Source organism: Pseudomonas agronomica (assembly GCF_025917275.1).
In the GTDB taxonomy this organism is placed as follows: domain Bacteria; phylum Pseudomonadota; class Gammaproteobacteria; order Pseudomonadales; family Pseudomonadaceae; genus Aquipseudomonas; species Aquipseudomonas agronomica.
This window is the reverse complement of the sequence record NZ_JAOSHO010000074.1, coordinates 1-16,288: the sequence shown is the minus strand read 5'-3', so window position 1 is coordinate 16,288 and position 16,288 is coordinate 1. Positions and strand designations below refer to the sequence as shown.

The 16,288-nt window shown below is 61.6% G+C and carries 14 protein-coding genes; 8 read left to right on the top strand and 6 right to left on the bottom strand.

Translation table 11 applies throughout. The annotated features are described in order from the left end of the window. Positions 1 to 42: 42 nt before the first annotated feature. From fabB to OC610_RS08560, 5 genes are all read right to left on the bottom strand, one after another. Entirely contained in the window at positions 43 to 1,263 is a 1,221-nt protein-coding gene (gene fabB / locus OC610_RS08580) for a beta-ketoacyl-ACP synthase I (protein WP_264427423.1), read from the bottom strand. An 11-nt stretch (positions 1,264 to 1,274) separates the two neighbouring features. Further along, positions 1,275 to 1,790: a 3-hydroxyacyl-[acyl-carrier-protein] dehydratase FabA gene (fabA, locus tag OC610_RS08575; RefSeq protein ID WP_030138344.1), complete on the bottom strand. Its 516-nt coding sequence runs from the start codon at positions 1,788 to 1,790 to the stop codon at positions 1,275 to 1,277. Between the two features lie 249 nt (positions 1,791 to 2,039). Continuing rightward, positions 2,040 to 3,941 (bottom strand): ATP-binding protein, encoded by a 1,902-nt coding sequence (locus OC610_RS08570; protein WP_264427422.1) that lies wholly within the window; start codon positions 3,939 to 3,941, stop codon positions 2,040 to 2,042. After that, positions 3,938 to 4,870: an ABC transporter substrate-binding protein gene (locus OC610_RS08565; RefSeq protein WP_264427421.1), complete on the bottom strand. Its 933-nt coding sequence runs from the start codon at positions 4,868 to 4,870 to the stop codon at positions 3,938 to 3,940. Before OC610_RS08565 ends, OC610_RS08570 begins: the two co-directional genes overlap by 4 nt. Next, entirely contained in the window at positions 4,871 to 7,030 is a 2,160-nt protein-coding gene (locus OC610_RS08560) for a TonB-dependent receptor plug domain-containing protein (protein ID WP_264427420.1), read from the bottom strand. It lies immediately after the preceding gene. Between the two features lie 164 nt (positions 7,031 to 7,194). Here OC610_RS08560 and OC610_RS08555 point away from each other — a divergent pair, with 164 nt between their 5' ends. The 4 genes from OC610_RS08555 to OC610_RS08540 are packed head-to-tail and all read left to right on the top strand — an operon-like array spanning position 7,195 to position 9,540. Beyond that, positions 7,195 to 8,220, top strand: a complete 1,026-nt coding sequence (locus tag OC610_RS08555; RefSeq protein WP_030138348.1) for an NAD(P)H-dependent glycerol-3-phosphate dehydrogenase — start codon at positions 7,195 to 7,197, stop codon at positions 8,218 to 8,220. Positions 8,221 to 8,249: 29 nt separating this feature from the next. Continuing rightward, on the top strand, positions 8,250 to 8,597 hold the full coding sequence (locus OC610_RS08550; RefSeq protein ID WP_039594151.1) for a DUF4389 domain-containing protein: 348 nt from the start codon (positions 8,250 to 8,252) through the stop codon (positions 8,595 to 8,597). Continuing rightward, positions 8,594 to 9,046 carry a phosphohistidine phosphatase SixA gene (gene sixA, locus OC610_RS08545; RefSeq protein WP_264427419.1) on the top strand — a complete coding sequence of 151 codons (453 nt, stop codon included), beginning with the start codon at positions 8,594 to 8,596 and terminating at the stop codon, positions 9,044 to 9,046. The genes OC610_RS08550 and sixA overlap by 4 nt, the downstream gene beginning before the upstream one ends. A 47-nt stretch (positions 9,047 to 9,093) precedes the next feature. Then, positions 9,094 to 9,540: a hotdog fold thioesterase gene (locus OC610_RS08540; protein WP_264427418.1), complete on the top strand. Its 447-nt coding sequence runs from the start codon at positions 9,094 to 9,096 to the stop codon at positions 9,538 to 9,540. A gap of 38 nt (positions 9,541 to 9,578) precedes the next feature. Here OC610_RS08540 and OC610_RS08535 read toward each other — a convergent pair whose 3' ends face one another. Next, the gene (locus OC610_RS08535; RefSeq protein ID WP_264427417.1) at positions 9,579 to 12,356 is read right to left on the bottom strand and encodes an RHS repeat domain-containing protein; all 2,778 of its coding nucleotides are present in this window, start codon (positions 12,354 to 12,356) and stop codon (positions 9,579 to 9,581) included. A gap of 197 nt (positions 12,357 to 12,553) precedes the next feature. Here OC610_RS08535 and OC610_RS08530 point away from each other — a divergent pair, with 197 nt between their 5' ends. The 4 genes from OC610_RS08530 (at position 12,554) to OC610_RS08515 (ending at position 16,243) form a co-directional block, all read left to right on the top strand. Continuing rightward, a complete protein-coding gene (locus OC610_RS08530) occupies positions 12,554 to 13,348 on the top strand; it encodes an alpha/beta fold hydrolase (RefSeq protein ID WP_264427416.1) in 795 nt (264 codons plus the stop codon). Then, a complete protein-coding gene (locus OC610_RS08525; protein WP_264427415.1) occupies positions 13,345 to 14,196 on the top strand; it encodes an alpha/beta hydrolase in 852 nt (283 codons plus the stop codon). The genes OC610_RS08530 and OC610_RS08525 overlap by 4 nt, the downstream gene beginning before the upstream one ends. Positions 14,197 to 14,325: 129 nt before the next feature. Beyond that, on the top strand, positions 14,326 to 15,144 hold the full coding sequence (locus OC610_RS08520; RefSeq protein WP_264427414.1) for a DUF4892 domain-containing protein: 819 nt from the start codon (positions 14,326 to 14,328) through the stop codon (positions 15,142 to 15,144). Positions 15,145 to 15,205: 61 nt separating this feature from the next. Next, entirely contained in the window at positions 15,206 to 16,243 is a 1,038-nt protein-coding gene (locus tag OC610_RS08515; RefSeq protein WP_181289851.1) for an AI-2E family transporter, read from the top strand. The last annotated feature ends 45 nt before the right edge of the window (positions 16,244 to 16,288 follow it).

Sequence of the window (16,288 nt, the reverse complement as noted above, 5' to 3'; positions counted from 1 at the left end):
TGCGATCTTTTCGCGTTAAAAGATCGCAGCCTGCGGCAGCCCCTACGCGCCCTGCCAGCGCTTCATCACCAGGGTAGCGTTGGTGCCACCGAAGCCGAAGCTGTTGCTCATCACGGTGTTGATGGTGGCATTTTCGCGAGTCTTGGTCAGGATCGGCAGGTCGGCCACTTCCGGGTCCAACTCGTCGATGTTGGCCGAGCCGGCCATGAAGTTGCCTTCCATCATCAGCATGCAGTAGATCGCTTCGTGAACACCGGCGGCGCCCAGGGAGTGACCCGACAGGCTCTTGGTGGAGCTGATGGCCGGGGCCTTGTCGCCGAACACTTCGCGCACGCCTTTCATCTCTGCGACGTCGCCGACCGGAGTCGAGGTGCCGTGGGTGTTCAGGTAATCGATCGGTGTGTCGACAGTGGACATGGCCATCTGCATGCAGCGCACGGCACCTTCGCCGCTCGGCGCAACCATGTCGTAGCCGTCGGAAGTGGCGCCGTAGCCGACGATTTCCGCGTAGATCTTCGCGCCACGGGCGAGGGCGTGTTCCAGCTCCTCGACCACGACCATGCCACCACCGCCGGCGATGACGAAACCGTCACGGTCGGCATCGTAGGCACGGGAAGCGGTTTGCGGGGTGTCGTTGCGCTTGCTGGACAGGGCGCCCATGGCGTCGAACAGGAACGATTGGCTCCAATGTTCTTCTTCACCTCCACCGGCGAACACGATGTCCTGCTTGCCCATCTGGATCTGCTCGACCGCGGTGCCAATGCAGTGGGCACTGGTGGCGCAAGCGGAGGAGATCGAGTAGTTCAGGCCCTTGATCTTGAAAGGGGTGGCCAGGCAAGCCGAAACGGTGCTGCCCATGGTCCGCGTGACGCGGTAAGGGCCGACGCGCTTGACGCCTTTCTCGCGCAGGATGTCCAGCGCTTCCATCTGGTTCAAGGTGGACGCGCCGCCGGAACCGGCGATCAGGCCGGTGCGCACGTTGGACACTTGCTCATCGGTCAGGCCGGAGTCGGCGATGGCGTCTTTCATGGCCAGGTAGGCATACGCTGCCGCGTGGCCGACGAAACGGTAGATCTTGCGATCGATCAGCTCTTCGAGGTTGAGGTCAATGGAGCCGGAAACCTGGCTACGCAGACCCATTTCGGCATATTCCGGGTTGAACCGGATGCCAGGGCGACTTGCACGCAGGTTAGCGGAGACGGTCTCTTTGTCATTGCCCAGGCACGAAACGATGCCCAGACCAGTGATAACGACGCGGCGCATGCGGATAACCCTTAGAAGTTGTCAGTGGAGGTGAAAACGCCGACCCGAAGGCCTTCGGCGGTGTAGATCTCGCGACCATCCACGGCAACCGAACCATCGGCAATGGCCATGTTCAGCTTGCCCTTGAGGACGCGTTTGATATGAATGTTATAGGTGATCTTCTTCGCAGTCGGCAGTACCTGACCGAAGAACTTCACTTCGCCCGAACCCAGGGCGCGACCGCGACCCGGCAGGCCCTGCCAGCCGAGGAAGAAGCCAACCAGTTGCCACATGGCGTCGAGGCCCAGGCAGCCCGGCATCACCGGATCACCTTCGAAGTGACAGGCGAAGAACCACAGGTCTGGAGTGATATCCAGCTCGGCGACCAATTCACCTTTGCCGTACTTGCCACCCTCATCGCTGATATGGGTGATGCGATCCACCATCAGCATGTTCGGGGCGGGCAGTTGCGCGTTACCTGGGCCGAACAGCTCACCGCGACTGCAGCGCAGCAGATCTTCCCGAGTAAAGGCGTTTTGTTTGGTCATGCGAGCTCCTCAATAGTCCCATGCGGCAGGGTGGGGCAAATCTTCCCGGCCGATCGAAGCGTTCATGCCTCGAGTCGGCAGCCTACTCATAGACTATTGCGTTGTAGTGAAAGTCACAGCACACGGGAAATGAATGTACACCTGTGCACTGAAATTGTTATTCCTGTCCCGCTCGAGGCGTGTCCGGGTGCCTAAGACTGCCGCACTTTCGCCTTTCACGCCAGTCACAGATAGTCCAAGCCCCTGTATTTACCCCACCCAGCGTTGCAGAGTCTGCTGCAAGTCAATTCGCTTGAAGGGTTTGGCCAGGTAATCGTTCATGCCTGCCGCCAGGCAGGCTTCCCGGTCGCCCTGCAATGCATTGGCTGTCAGGGCGATGATGGGCACTTCGGCGCAGCCAGGCAATTGGCGGATCTGCCGGGTGGCTTCGTAGCCATCGATGACCGGCAGCCGGCAGTCCATCAGGATCGCTTCGAAAATCAGGCTCTCGGCGCTGCGTACGGCCTGGGCGCCATCGGTGGCGACGCTGACCTTGAAGCCCAGGCTGCGCAGCATGGCTTCGATCACCGTCTGGTTCACCGGGTTGTCTTCTACCAGCAGGACATTGCGGCCTTCTCCATCACCGCTTCCGCCGGGCAGGCGTGGGGGCAACGGCGGCGGGGCCTGGCGCGACAGGGCCAGGGGGATCTCCAGCGTAAACACCGAGCCCTGGCCTTCCTCGCTCTGGGCGCGCAGCGTGCCGCCCATGCGTTTGGCCAGGGTGCGCGCGATCGGCAAGCCCAGGCCCGTGCCGCCATAGCGCCGGGAAATCGAACTGTCGGCCTGCTGGAACGCGTCGAACATCCGCTCCAGGCTCTCGGCCGGGATACCGATGCCGCTGTCACGTACCGTGCAGGTGAACCAGAGTAGTTCGTGGTCCAGGGCTTGCCATTGGCATTGCACGGTAACGCGGCCCTGGTCGGTGAACTTCAGCGCGTTGCCGATCAGGTTCACCAGGATCTGCCGGATCCGCGTCGGGTCGCCTTGTACCTGCAGCGGCTTCAGGTCGTCGGGGATCAGCAGGTCCAGGCCCAGCTTGCGTTGCGCGGCGCTGTGTTGGAACGACTGGGCGCAACTGCCCACCAGCTCCGCCAGGTTGAACGCAATGTGTTCCAACTCCAGTGCGGAGCGTTCGATACGCGAGAAATCGAGGATGTCGTTGATCACCTTCAACAGGTGCTCGGTGGATTCCGAGGCCAGCGCGGTGTACTCGTGCTGCTCATCGGTCATGTGGGTGGTTTCCAGCAGTTGCAGCATGCCCAGGACGCCGTTCATCGGCGTGCGCAACTCATGGCTCATCATTGCCAGGAATTCGGACTTGGCGCTGTTGGCTTTTTCCGCTTCTTCCCGCGTCTGGATCAATTGAGCCATGGCCTGGTGCTGTTCGCGGCTGGCCTGTTCAAGGCCGTCGGCCAGATTATTGATGTGTCGTGACAAGGCTCCCAGTTCGCCGTCGTCGACGATCGGCAGCGGGGCGTTGTAGTCGCCTTGCTGGATCGCCTTGACCGCGTTGCCGATGTCGCGAATCGGCCGCGACAGGTCGGCCGCCAGGCGCCGCGCCACCAGGAACGTGAACAACAGGGCGAACAAGGCAAGGATGGCGGCCTTGAGCAGGATTTCCTGCTGCCGCTGGCTGAAGGCGTCGCTGGACATGCCGACGATCACCCGGCCCAGGTAATCTTCGCCGGGCGTTTCGGTGGTCGGATTGTTGCCTTGCAGGAAGTCATTGTTCAGGGCAATGCGCTGTAGGCGAACCGGGGCCTGGAATACTTCGACCTGCTGTGAATGGTTGCGGGTCTGGGCCGGTTGTTCGACGTACACCAGGACCCGCTCCGTGCGGTCCTGGACTTCCAGGAAACGGACGTGGGGAGTGGCCAGGGTCGCGGTGAGCAGGCTTTCCAGCACTTCGTCGTTGCCGGAAATGACGCCATATTCCGCTGCCGGAGCCAATTGGTTGGCGATCAGTTGCCCGGTGTGGTTGAGTTCCTGGCGCAGATCCTGGATCCGCACGAAGGTGAAGAAGCCGATCAGCAACACGGTCAACAACAATGCCGGGCCGAGGGCGATGAGCTGGGTACGGGTGTGGATATCCCAACGACGACGCAAGGTCATGGGCGGTGTTCTCCTTCTGCCAACTGCGCAGCGACGGATTCGGCATCGATCGGTTCGATCCCCAGGGAGCGGGCGACCTGTTGATTGCTCAAGACTTTGAAGTGGGTCGGATACAAGGTGCGCGGCCATGTGGTGGCGGGGCGGTCGAGCAGATCATCGAGAATCGCCAGCCAGTCTTCCTGGTCGCTGTAGGTGCTGGCCAGGCTGCCCGCCTTGACGAAGGCGGGGCTCGGGCCGATCAGCGCGCGTTGCCGGGCGTAACTGCTCAGCAGCAGGTTTTTCACCGTCTTGGGGTTGTACAGATCGGGATCATCCAGGCCCAGCAAGACATCGCTCTGGCCGAGCAGGTTCTGCAACGGACGGCTGTCGCTGATGTCGTCCCAGCGCTCGCCGACAATTTCCAGGCCTAGCGCAAGCGCCGCCTGATGGGCGTCCTTGAGCAGGAATTCGCTGTGCCCGTCGAACAGGATGCCGACCCGTCGCACTTGCGGCAGGACCTGGCGAATCAGGCGCAATTGCCGCGCCATCGGCGGGTCGCTCCAGAGCAGGCTCAGGTGCTCCGGCGTTGCATCACCCAGGCGATCGCGGGCTTGCTGGCGACTGATCCGTAGCACCAGGGTCGCCGGTCCGCGGATCTTCTGCAGCCGCCAGTCAAGGCTCGGCAAATCCAGCAGCACCAGGCGCAGGTCGCCCGGTAGCTGGTCCGGCGCCGGGAGGCTGGCCACCGGGGCAAACCGTACATGGTCATAGGGACGTCGGGCCTGCAAGGCCTGGGTAAACGACTGCACGCCGGGACTGTCCTGGGCGCCGGTCAGCAGGATCTCGGCAGCCCGGGCCTGGACGACAGTCAGAAGACTGGCAAACGCCACCCACAGCAGCAGCGACAGGCGGCCACGGGATGGCGTCTTGCGTGGTTGGCCCCGAGACATCTAGAAGGACAACTCTGCGCTGAAATACAGGACGTGACGGGAGTCGTAGCGATTGTCGACATAAGTGGTCGGCTGATTGTCGAGGCGCTGTTGCACCACCCCCGCCAGTTCCAGGCTGGCCTTGCCCAAGGGGATACGCTTGGCGAGGCGGGTGTCGACCCGCTCATAGCGATAACCATTGAGGGCATCGGCGGCGTAATAGAAGACTGCGCTGTTCCAACCCTGGCCCCAATCGCGCAGCCAGCCGGCGGAACCGCTGTTGCGGGCGGTCAGTTGCTCGTCGAGGGGGTTGCTCGCCAGGGCATCGACGTAGGCGTAGGTCAGGCGCAGCCGATCGGCGAGGGTCACGCGCCAGTCCAATTGGGTTTCGGCACCGGTGAACTGTGATTCGTTGCTATTGCTGGCGATGTACTGATTGTTGCGCAGCGGTTCGCTGATCATGCCGGTGATTTCGTCATGGAACAGCTTCACGTCCATTGTCAGGCCAAGGTCCATGAAATAGCCGTTGTAACCCAGCTCTCGGGAGCGCATGTGCTCTTGATCCAGATTCCCCGGGCCGCGCGTGCGCACGAAATAGCGTGCACTGTCCTGCCCGAACGCGGAGGGCCGCAGGTTGGTAACCTGATAGCTCCAATTGACATTGTTTTCGAACATGTCCGGTGAACGCACTGCCTCGGAATACACCGCTCGCAATCCGTGTCGCGGGGTGATCAGGTAATTGACTGCCATGCGCGGGGTCAACGAACTGCCGGTCAGGCGCGTGTCTTCGAACATCGCGCCGCCCTGCAGCAGCCAATGTTCGCTGGCGCGCCATTCGAGCTGGCCGAACAAACGGTAGGTGGTGTCGTCCAGGGTGCCGTTGAAGTAGGTCTCCGAATCAGCCCGGTCGTAGCGATAATTCGCCCCGGTGACCAGCCGCAGGCTGTCGGACAGGCTGAGGGTGTCCTGGATCTCCAGGTCATAGCGCGACTCGCGGGCGCTTTGGTCGATGTCGCCGCACAGTGTCTGGGAGGCACCGTTGCGCCATTGGTTGATCACTTGATCGGCCAGTGCCTTTTCTTGGGCGGTGCCGGCGGGGGCCCCGGTAGTCAGGAAGCTGGGAATATTGCGCGCCAGCTTCTCGGCATAGTTGGGGTTGAGTTGCCACAGGTCGGTCAATTGCGGGCTGAACGACACCTCGGCATCACAGGCACGCCAGGTCTGCTGGCGATCCCAATGTTGGATCGAGCCCTGTACGTAGAGGCTGTGATTGGGATTCAGGTCCAGATTCCAACGCAGCGAACCGGCGTAATCCTTGGCGATGACGTCAGAATTATCCCCAGCCGCTGTAATCCCGGCGAAGACGGGGCGATAGGTGTAGGGCCGCTGATTGGTCCCATCCTTGGCGTTCAATTGCCAATCGATGCTCTGGGATTCGTCCAGGGTCTGGCTGACGGACAGGTTGAAGCGGTCCAGTCGCCGGCTGTCGCGGTAATCGGCGCCGTTGCGGTCACTGTCGAAACCGTCGTCTTCCTGGCCGGACAGCGAGAGTCGGAAATCGCCGTTTTCCCAACCGCTGCCTTGACTGGCGTACCAGTCGCCGATCCCTCGCTGGCCCCGGGTGATCTTCAGTCGGGTGCCGTGGCTGTCGGCCGGGGCGCGGGTGATGATGTTGACCACCGCCATCAGCGCGTTGGCACCGTAGCTGACGGTGTTCGGGCCGCGGAAGACTTCGATTCGGTCGATGTCTTCCATGGCGACCGGGATATCGCTCCAATCCACGGTCGCCAGGCCGGCGCGATACACCGAACGGCCATCGATCAGCACCTGCATGCGCCGCGCTTCGCTGGCGTTGGTCCCGTGGTAATTCACGGTGGCCTGGTTGCCGCTGAGATTGCCGACCATCATGCCCGGCACCAGGCGCAACAGTTCGCTGATGTCCCGGGCACCGCTGGCCTTGATCAATTCATGATCGAGCACGGTCATGCTGCCCGGTACTGCGGCAGGCGACTGTTTCAGGCGCGTGGCAGTCAACACCTGGGGCACGGCCTGGCTGTCCACGAACAGGTCGTCGGCCACCACGGGCGGACTGATGATCAGCGCCAATAGCAGTGAAGAACCTGGACGGGAGGGGCCAACGAACACGGCACAGCCTTGGGATAACGAAAGGAAGGCAGGCATGTTAACCGAGCCGAACGACTTTTCCATTCACGTTGACAGCATTTTCCTGGGAATTGATGGTCAGCTTCCTACAGCTATGGGTAATTACTGACGGGGCTGGTCGCGGTCCGGCTGCTCCGTATAATGCCCCGCATTGCCACTTGGTACGGAAGAGCGGATTGCATATGACTGAACAGCGCCCGATTGCGGTCCTGGGAGGCGGGAGTTTCGGCACTGCCGTGGCTAACCTGCTGGCGGAGAATGGCCATGCGGTGCGCCAATGGATGCGTGACCCCGAGCAGGCCGAGGCCATCCGGGTCAACCGGGAAAATCCGCGTTACCTCAAGGGCATCAAGGTCCGGCCTGAAGTGGAGCCGGTCACTGACTTGCAGGCGACACTCGAAGGCAGCGACCTGTTCTTCGTCGCCTTGCCTTCCAGCGCCTTGCGCTCGGTATTGGCGCCCCATGCCGAACGCTTGAGCGGCAAATTGCTGGTGAGCCTGACCAAAGGCATCGAGGCGCAAACCTTCAAGCTGATGAGCGAGATCCTCGAAGACATCGCCCCCAAGGCGCGAATCGGCGTGATCTCCGGGCCGAACCTGGCGCGCGAGATTGCCGAGCATGCCCTGACCGCCACTGTCGTCGCCAGCGAGGACGAAGAACTGTGCCAACGGGTCCAGGCCGCGCTGCATGGCCGTACTTTCCGGGTCTATGCCAGCGCAGATCGGTTCGGCGTGGAGCTGGGCGGGGCGCTGAAGAATGTCTACGCGATCATCGCCGGCATGGCGGTCGCCTTGGGCATGGGCGAGAACACCAAGAGCATGCTGATCACCCGGGCGCTGGCGGAAATGACCCGATTCGCTGTCAGCCAGGGCGCCAATCCGATGACTTTCCTCGGGCTGGCCGGCGTGGGCGATCTGATCGTCACCTGCTCTTCGCCCAAGAGCCGCAACTACCAGGTTGGCTTCGCCCTCGGACAAGGCCTGAGCCTGGACGAGGCCGTGTCGCGCCTGGGGGAAGTGGCCGAAGGGGTCAACACCCTCAAGGTGCTCAAGGCCAAGTCCCAGGAGGCCGGCGTTTACATGCCGCTGGTCGCCGGTCTGCATGCGATCCTGTTCGAAGGGCGCACGCTGGAACAGGTGATCGAACTGTTGATGCGTGGCGAACCCAAGACCGACGTCGATTTTATTTCCACCAGCGGTTTCAACTGATTCCCTTTGACCGCAAGCAGGAGCGAACCATGAACGATCCGAAAGGGCAGCCTCAATACGAATCCATCCTGCTGCGCGTGCTGTGGATGGTGATTTACTTGCTGGTCTGGCAGGTGGCGCAATTCATCCTCGGCGCTGTGGTGCTGGTGCAATTGATCTACCGGCTGATCTACGGCGCACCGAGCGCCAGCCTGATGAATTTTGGCGACAGCCTGAGCCAGTTCCTCGCGCAGATCGGCCGTTTTGGCACCTTTCACAGTGACCAGAAGCCTTGGCCATTCGCCGACTGGCCGACCCCACGCACGCCGGAAGGCGAAGCACCCCACGCCGTGGCGCCGGCACCGCACCCGGTCCGGGACGAGGAGCCGAAGCTATGAAACTGTGGGTATTGCGCCATGGCGAGGCCGAGCCCCACGGAGCCCGTCCCGATCCGGAGCGGGTGTTGACGATTCATGGTCGCGAGGAGGTGCTGCTCAGCGCCGGTCGATTGATGGGCGAGCCATTGCGGGCCATTTATGCCAGCCCTTACGTGCGCGCCCAGCAGACCGCGCAACTGGTGCGCGAGGCCCTCGGGTTCGAACCTGAATTGATCACCGTAGACTGGTTGACGCCGGAGACGCGTCCGGCTGAAGTGTTGAAACACCTGGACGATCAGGACAACGTTCTGCTGGTCAGCCACAACCCACTGGTGGGCAGCCTGCTGGGCTTTTTGCAGCACGGTCACTTGCAGCAACCGGAACAGGTTTCGACGGCTGGCTTGGCCGAGCTGGAAGGTGACCTGCCGCTGGCCGGTGCGATGAAGCTCAAGAGCCTCGAGCATCCCTGAAACGAACGGTCCCAAGGCAAAATAAAAATCACAAAGGAACGGCAACGATGAGTCTGTGGCGCACCACCCCGAATATTGAACAACTGAACGCCGCTGGTAAAAACACCATCAGCGAAGTGCTGGACATTCGTTTCGAGTCCTTCGACGACGAGTCCCTGACCGCGAGCATGGTCGTCGATCACCGTACCCACCAGCCGTTCGGCCTGCTGCATGGCGGCGCGTCGGTGGTGTTGGCCGAGACAGTCGGCTCCATGGCCGCCTACCTGTGCGTGGACACCAGCAAGTTCTACTGCGTGGGCCTGGAAATCAACGCCAACCATTTGCGTGGCGTACGCAGCGGACGGGTCACGGCCACGGCCCGCTCGGTTCACCTGGGGCGCACCACCCAGGTCTGGGACATCCGCCTGGTCAATGATGACGGCAAGGTCAACTGCGTATCGCGCCTGACCATGGCGGTGGTGCCGTTGGGTGAAAAACCTCCCGTTTCCTCGTGAATAGCGGTCGTTCAGGCAGGCCGGCAATGTAAAAGAACCTAGCTTGTTTGCGTATAGGTGTATCGGGGCGGCCGCAATTTCACAGAATTGGGTACTAAAACCTGGGGACGGTAGAGGCTGTTCATCAGCTTATCGGCAGACACGTCAAACAAGGTGTCCGTTGGATCCGTTGCATAGGTCAAGACGTCGATCATGACGTTGAGCCCCATTCCGTGGACGATGTCTTCGCCGACAAACATTGCATGACGTCGCTGGGTATCCTCATCTTCGTTATCCCTTAAAGCGAAGTCTTTGAGGTAGGCACTGGCATTGTCCACCCAGGAAGGGGCCGCTTTGGGCCTCGTTGCCGGAAATATAATATCCAGGGTCTGCAGCATTGACGTCTGCATCTGACCACTTTCCTGCAAGATGGATAATGGTGCTCTGTAGCGTTTGTCGCCGAAGCGGCTCCTGGACTTGGCAGGCTCGTGCTGTGCTTCCAACGAAAAGAAGACGAAATCGTCGGTTGCGAAGTGTGTCAGGTCACCCGTTGCTGTGTTGTCGGAATTGAAGATCACCCCGCGATTTACAAGTTGCTTTCTGGAAAACAGCTCAACGACATTGTCATGACGTAGATCCTGATCTGAAAAGTGGACGATATGAAAAGGGTTGGCATCGAACGCATTCAGGAAAATTGCATTGGCACTCTCCAGTTCGATGCGCTGTTCAAGTTGATCTTCAAGGCGTTTGATATTGTCCTTTGAAAGTTTTTGAAACGCCGCGAGGCCGGTAGATGATTGGTCAAGCTGTCCCCATGCGTCCCCTTGCGCCAGGACATGATCGAAAGCGTCCATCGCTTCCACCGTAATTTGCCCGTCGTTATCAAGAAAGGTCACAGGGTTGTTTCGGACAAACCGAAAGAGATTCAAACCATCAACGGCACCAGCCGGGTCGGCGTTGATCCAGCGTTCAAGCCAAGGCGCGTAGTAACGCTGCCCGTAGTAGTACAGGCCCGTGGCATCACGCTCCTGGCCAGAGTATCGGCGGGTCTTGTAGCTCGCTTGCACTTTGTCCGGGCCGGCCCACCATGAGGTGCCTCCGTAGGGGTAATACATTTCCTCGCTGATCAGGTTGGCGCGGTCATCAAGCTCCAACGTACTGGAGCCCAGATGATTCGTCAGGTTGTAACGGTATTGATCTGCGTGCGGGGGGCCTGATTTCCAATGCAGGACCTGCACGGCGCAACGTCCTGCTTGTACGGAAATGACATGGACCTCCTCGGAAGGCGATGTGCGAATCTCCAGGCTGGGCAAGTAGCGCACCTCATGGGTGCGCGTGAGGGCAGTGTAGGTCAGGCGAACTTTGCGCTTGCGCTGGCCAGCTCCGTCGTAGACATAGATTTCGCTGTCATTAGGTGCGTGTTCGCGCACTACTTGATCGACCTGGCGCAGGCGGTTGCTCAAACTCCAGGTCAGATCCTGACCTGTCAATAATTGTGTCCTGTTGCCATTGGCATCGAACCCGGCACCGATTTCATCCTCGTCAGGCAAGCTGCCGTCGGCTTTCTGCTCCAGTCCGCGGTTGCTGTATTTCGAAATCGCCGTCCGTTGTGTCCAGCCGTGGCTGGCAGCAGTGTGCACCAGCATCGTGAGATTGCCACCGTCGTCGTAGCTGTAGACCTGCCGATAATTCTCCAGTTGTCCCGGATCGGGGGGCGAAACGAAAACCGGCTCTTGTGGGCCGTTGTGGCTACCGATACGTTGCCAGCCAGTCGCCTTGATCAGTTGGTACAGACTGTCGTAGACGTACGACTGGACCGGCTCGATCTTCTGGTTACGAAAGAAGCGGGTGTCCCGCGTCGTGTCTCTGATACTGAGGATATTGCCGACACGATCATAACCATAGGCCAAGTCTTGCAACGGTAGCTGGCCTGCAAGGCCGGCCTTGACACTCATCAGGCGACCGTCACGTGGGTCGTACAGGGCCTCGCTGACAACGCCGTTGCCGGCGGTCTGCCGTTCGACATTGCCATTCGCGTCGTAGCGAATGTCGTTCAGCAGCGATGCCTCGTGCGTTTGCCCCGCGAGTTTCAAGCGACTTTGCCGGAGCTGGCCGGCGATATCCAGATCCGATTGCTGGATGTTGTCTTGCGCATCTGCTTGCAGGATTGCGTTGCCCAAGGCGTTATAAGCGATGCGAGTGGTCGCTCCATTGCCAGTCTCATTCAACAGATCCCTGTCTGCCTCATCGAGAGGCCAGTCCGGTTCGTTCAGTTCCTGGAGCAAATGCCGGCTTTGCGAAACAACCCCGCCCGTCAGCGCATATGCGTTGAACAGGACCGTACCCGCATCATCATCGTGGCGGATCAATCGGCCACATTGATTGCGCGAGGCTGACCCGGGAGAGTTTTCCCCGTAGGTGTAGAACGCACTTCTTCTGGCACGCGAGCCTTGAGCCTGTTCGAGGGTTCTGATGGGGCGCAACAGCGTGTCATATTCGGTTTGCACCTGGGTGAGCACGCTGTCCCAGCCAATCAAGGGCTGACCGGCCAAGCCGAAGAGTGCCAGGCGATTACCCGTGTCGACGTTGTCGGTAAAGAGCGCGGCGCCCGTGAGGTTGAAGACGGTTCTCAGGTTGGGCCGGGCATCCGGCTCAGTCTCGAGCAATTTGAAGAGGCGGGGGTCGTAGTTGAGCACCGGGCGTCCGGCGACATCATGGCGCTGGCGATGGATGCGAGCTTCTGCTTTTCCCGCAGGACGATCGCGAAAGTAGGCCACCGAAGCGATGCCGAGTCCTCGCGGGTCTTTCACGGCGAGATTGGGGGTTTTAGCGTGCATGAGTTCGGCCTTTCAAATGGCGCTTGTTACTGGCGCATTTATTCCCTCAACGACTCCGGCGTCTACTGTCAGGTCTGACAGGGGCTTTTAGATAATCGATGGCGCGACGCTGTCATCATTCCTGTCAGTTACGGTCATTGCCGTGCCGTCGGGTTCTGCGCAGAATCGGTCGCAGTTCTCGCAATGGATCGGCCCACATGTCGCAACAGGTGTTTTTCGCTCACGCCAATGGTTTCCCCTCGGCCACGTACGGCAAGCTGTTCGCCGCGCTGGCGCCGCAGTACCAGGTCGCGCATTTGGAACTGCACGGGCACGACCCGCGTTTCCCGGTCGATGACAACTGGAACAACCTAGTGGACGAGCTGATCCATCATCTGGAGCAGCAACCGGAACCGGTGTGGGGAGTGGGGCATTCCCTGGGGGGCGTGCTGCACCTGCACGCGGCGTTGCGCAGCCCTCGGTTGTATCGGGGCGTGGTCATGCTCGATTCTCCGGTGCTGACTCGTGTGGATCGCTGGCTGATCCTGGCCGCCAAGCGCCTGGGCTTCATCGACCGCCTGACACCGGCGGGGCGAACCCTGGGGCGGCGGGAGGAGTTCAGCGACCTGGCGTCGGCGCGGGCTTATTTTGCCGGCAAGACGCTGTTTCGCGGTTTCGACCCGGAGTGCTTCGAAGCGTACCTGCAACATGGCTTGCAGCCGGTCGGCGATCGGTTGCGACTGCGCTTCGACCCGGCCACGGAAATCAGCATCTACCGAGGTGTGCCGCACACCAGCCCCGGAAAGGCTCGAAAACTCGAAATCCCGCTGGCCGTGGTGCGGGGGCGGCAGAGTCGGGTGGTGATGCGTCACCACGCCCGGTCGGTGGGCCGCATGCCCTTCGGCGAGTCGTTGAGCATGCCGGGCGGGCACATGTTTCCTCTGGAGCGCCCACTGGACACCGCCAATCTGCTCAAGGACCTCTTCCAGCGCTGGGAAGGAGGCCGCCCATGAGCGTCGTTGAAGAATTCCGCCTGAGCCTGCCCCATATCGAACTGGCGGCTCATCTGTTCGGGCCGGAAGATGGCCGACCGGTGATCGCCTTGCATGGCTGGCTGGACAACGCCAACAGTTTCGCCCGGCTGGCGCCCCGGTTGCAGGGCGTGCGGGTGATCGCCCTGGACATGGCCGGCCACGGTCATTCCGGGCATCGTCCGCCTGGCGCCGGCTATGCCCTGTGGGACTATGCCCACGATGTGCTGCAAGTGGCCGAGCAACTGGGCTTGAAGCGTTTTGCCCTGCTGGGCCATTCCATGGGGGCCATTGTCTCGCTGGTGCTGGCGGGGTCGTTGCCGGAACGTATCACGCACTTGGGCCTGATCGATGGAGTGATCCCTCCTACGGCTAACGGTGATAATGCGGCGGAGCGCATGGGCATGGCCTTACAGGCGCAGTTGGATTTGCAGCAAAAACGCAAACCCGTCTACAAAACCCTCGACCGGGCCATCGAAGCTCGCATGAAGGGTCTGGTGGCGGTCAGCCGCGAGGCCGCCGAGTTGCTGGCCCGGCGCGGCTTGATGCCGGTGCCGGGAGGGTACACCTGGCGCACCGACAACCGCCTGACCCTGCCGTCCCCGCTGCGCTTGACCGATGAACAAGCCATGGCGTTCGTGGCGCGGATCGCTTGTCCTGCTCATCTGGTCGTGGCGGCGGACGGTATGCTGGCCCAGCACCCAGAATTGCTGGAACGTCTACCCTTCAGTCATGAACAACTGCCAGGCGGCCATCATCTGCACCTGAACGACGAGTCTGGTGCCGCCCTTGTAGCAGACTGTTTCAATCGGTTCTTCAGCGTTTCTTGACTTGCGCCGGGCAAGTGTCGAGGCTGGGCGGGTTGAAAGGGAGCCAACCATGACAGATATCCGTCCACTCGCCTTGCTGCGCATTGACGAACGCCTTTGCGTCGCGCGGATCCAGGCGAAGCCGATCCAATGAAATCATCCATCCACACGTTCGTCCTGCTGACGCTGGCTTGTTTCGCGCCGGCAGTGCTGGCCGCCGATGTGCCTGGCAGCCAGGACCTGGAGCGCGTGCCGCGGATGCCGGACGCGCAGATCGTCGACTATCGGCAAACCAGCGACCTGGAGCGGATCTACCCCATGGGTTCGATCCGCAAGATCAGCGGCCAGTTGCGTTTTGACGGACAAATCGATGCCCGTGGCAACGCCACTGCGGTGACGTACGAATTGCCGCCGGAACATTCCGCCACACAGGCCTTTACCGCTGCCCGCGAAGCGCTGCAGAAGCAGGGCGCCGAGCTGCTGTTCTGGTGCCAGGCCCGCGACTGCGGCGAAAGCAGCCTGTGGGCCAACGAAGTGTTCGGCAATGCCAAGCTCTACGGCGCCGACAACGGCCAGGCCTATCTGCTGCTGCGCCTGGCGCCGCCGACGGACAACACGCTCATCGCGCTGTATGCCATCACCCGTGGCAATCGCAAGGCCTACCTGCACGTCGAGCAGTTCGAAGCCAACGCGCCGCTGGGCGATGTCTTGCCGACCTCGGCCACGTTGCTGCGCCAGCTCAAGGACACCGGCGTGCTGGACCTTCCGCGCCTGGCCGGTGAGCCGGACGATACCTGGCTGCGCCTGCTGTCCCGGGCGCTGAACCTGGACACGGGCCTGCGGGTCAGCATTGCCGGGCCGCAAGCCGAGATATGGCGACAGGCGCTGATCGACCAGGGCGTGCGCGCCGCTCGAATGGAGGCAGCCGGCGCAGAGGCGGCGGGCCTGCATCTTGAGTTGCTGCGATAAACCGTTGCGGGGCGACGCTTGAAACGGTTGCCCCGGCATCTTTTCATTTTCGAGACCTTTCATGCTCAATAACGATCGGCTGTTGGTGCAGATCCTGCTCCTGGTGTTGTTCGGCGCAAGCCTCTGGGTAATGGCGCCGTTCTGGTCGGCGCTGTTCTGGGGAGCGGTGCTGGCGTTTGCCAGCTGGCCCCTGATGCGCCTGCTGACCCGTTGGGTCAACGGTCGCGAATCCCTGGCGGCGGCCTTGCTGACGGTGGGCTGGATGTTGCTGGTGGCGGTGCCGCTGGTGTGGCTGGGATTCAACCTGGCCGATCACGTGCGCGATGCCACGGCATTCATTCGGGATGCACAGGTCGACGGCCTGCCCGAAGCGCCCGACTGGCTGGCCGGCGTGCCATTGGTGGGCGGGCGCCTGGTCGGTATCTGGAACAGCATCGACCAGCAGGGCGCGGCGATGATGGTGTCCATCAAGCCGTACCTGGGGCAGGTCGGCAACTGGTTGCTGGCCCGCAGCGCCCAGATCGGCGGCGGCATCCTCGAGCTGACCCTGAGCATCGTCTTCGTGTTCTTTTTCTATCGTGACGGCCCGCGGCTGGCCGCGTTTGTCCAAGGATTGCTGGAACGGCTGATCGGCGACCGTGCCGGTTATTACGTCGAACTGGTGGCCGGGACGGTGCAACGGGTGGTCAACGGTGTGATTGGGACCGCGGCGGCCCAGGCGGTGCTGGCTCTGATCGGCTTCCTGATCGCCGGGGTCCCCGGAGCGCTGGTGCTGGGTATCGTCACCTTCCTGCTCAGCCTGATCCCGATGGGCCCGCCACTTGCCTGGATCCCCGCCACGGCGTGGCTGGTATGGAAAGGGGAATACGGGATGGCGGTGTTCCTGGGCATCTGGGGCACTTTCATCATCAGCGGCGTGGACAACGTGCTCAAGCCCTACCTGATCAGCCGTGGTGGAAACCTGCCGCTGGTGATCGTGCTGCTGGGGGTGTTCGGCGGCTTGATCGCGTTCGGCTTCATCGGGCTGTTTATCGGCCCGACGTTGTTGGCAGTGGCGTATAGCTTGCTGACGGATTGGAGCAAGAGCCAGGCGCGATAAAGGTCGGTGCATCCCGCTGGGGCCTGTAGGAGCTGCCGAGCGAAG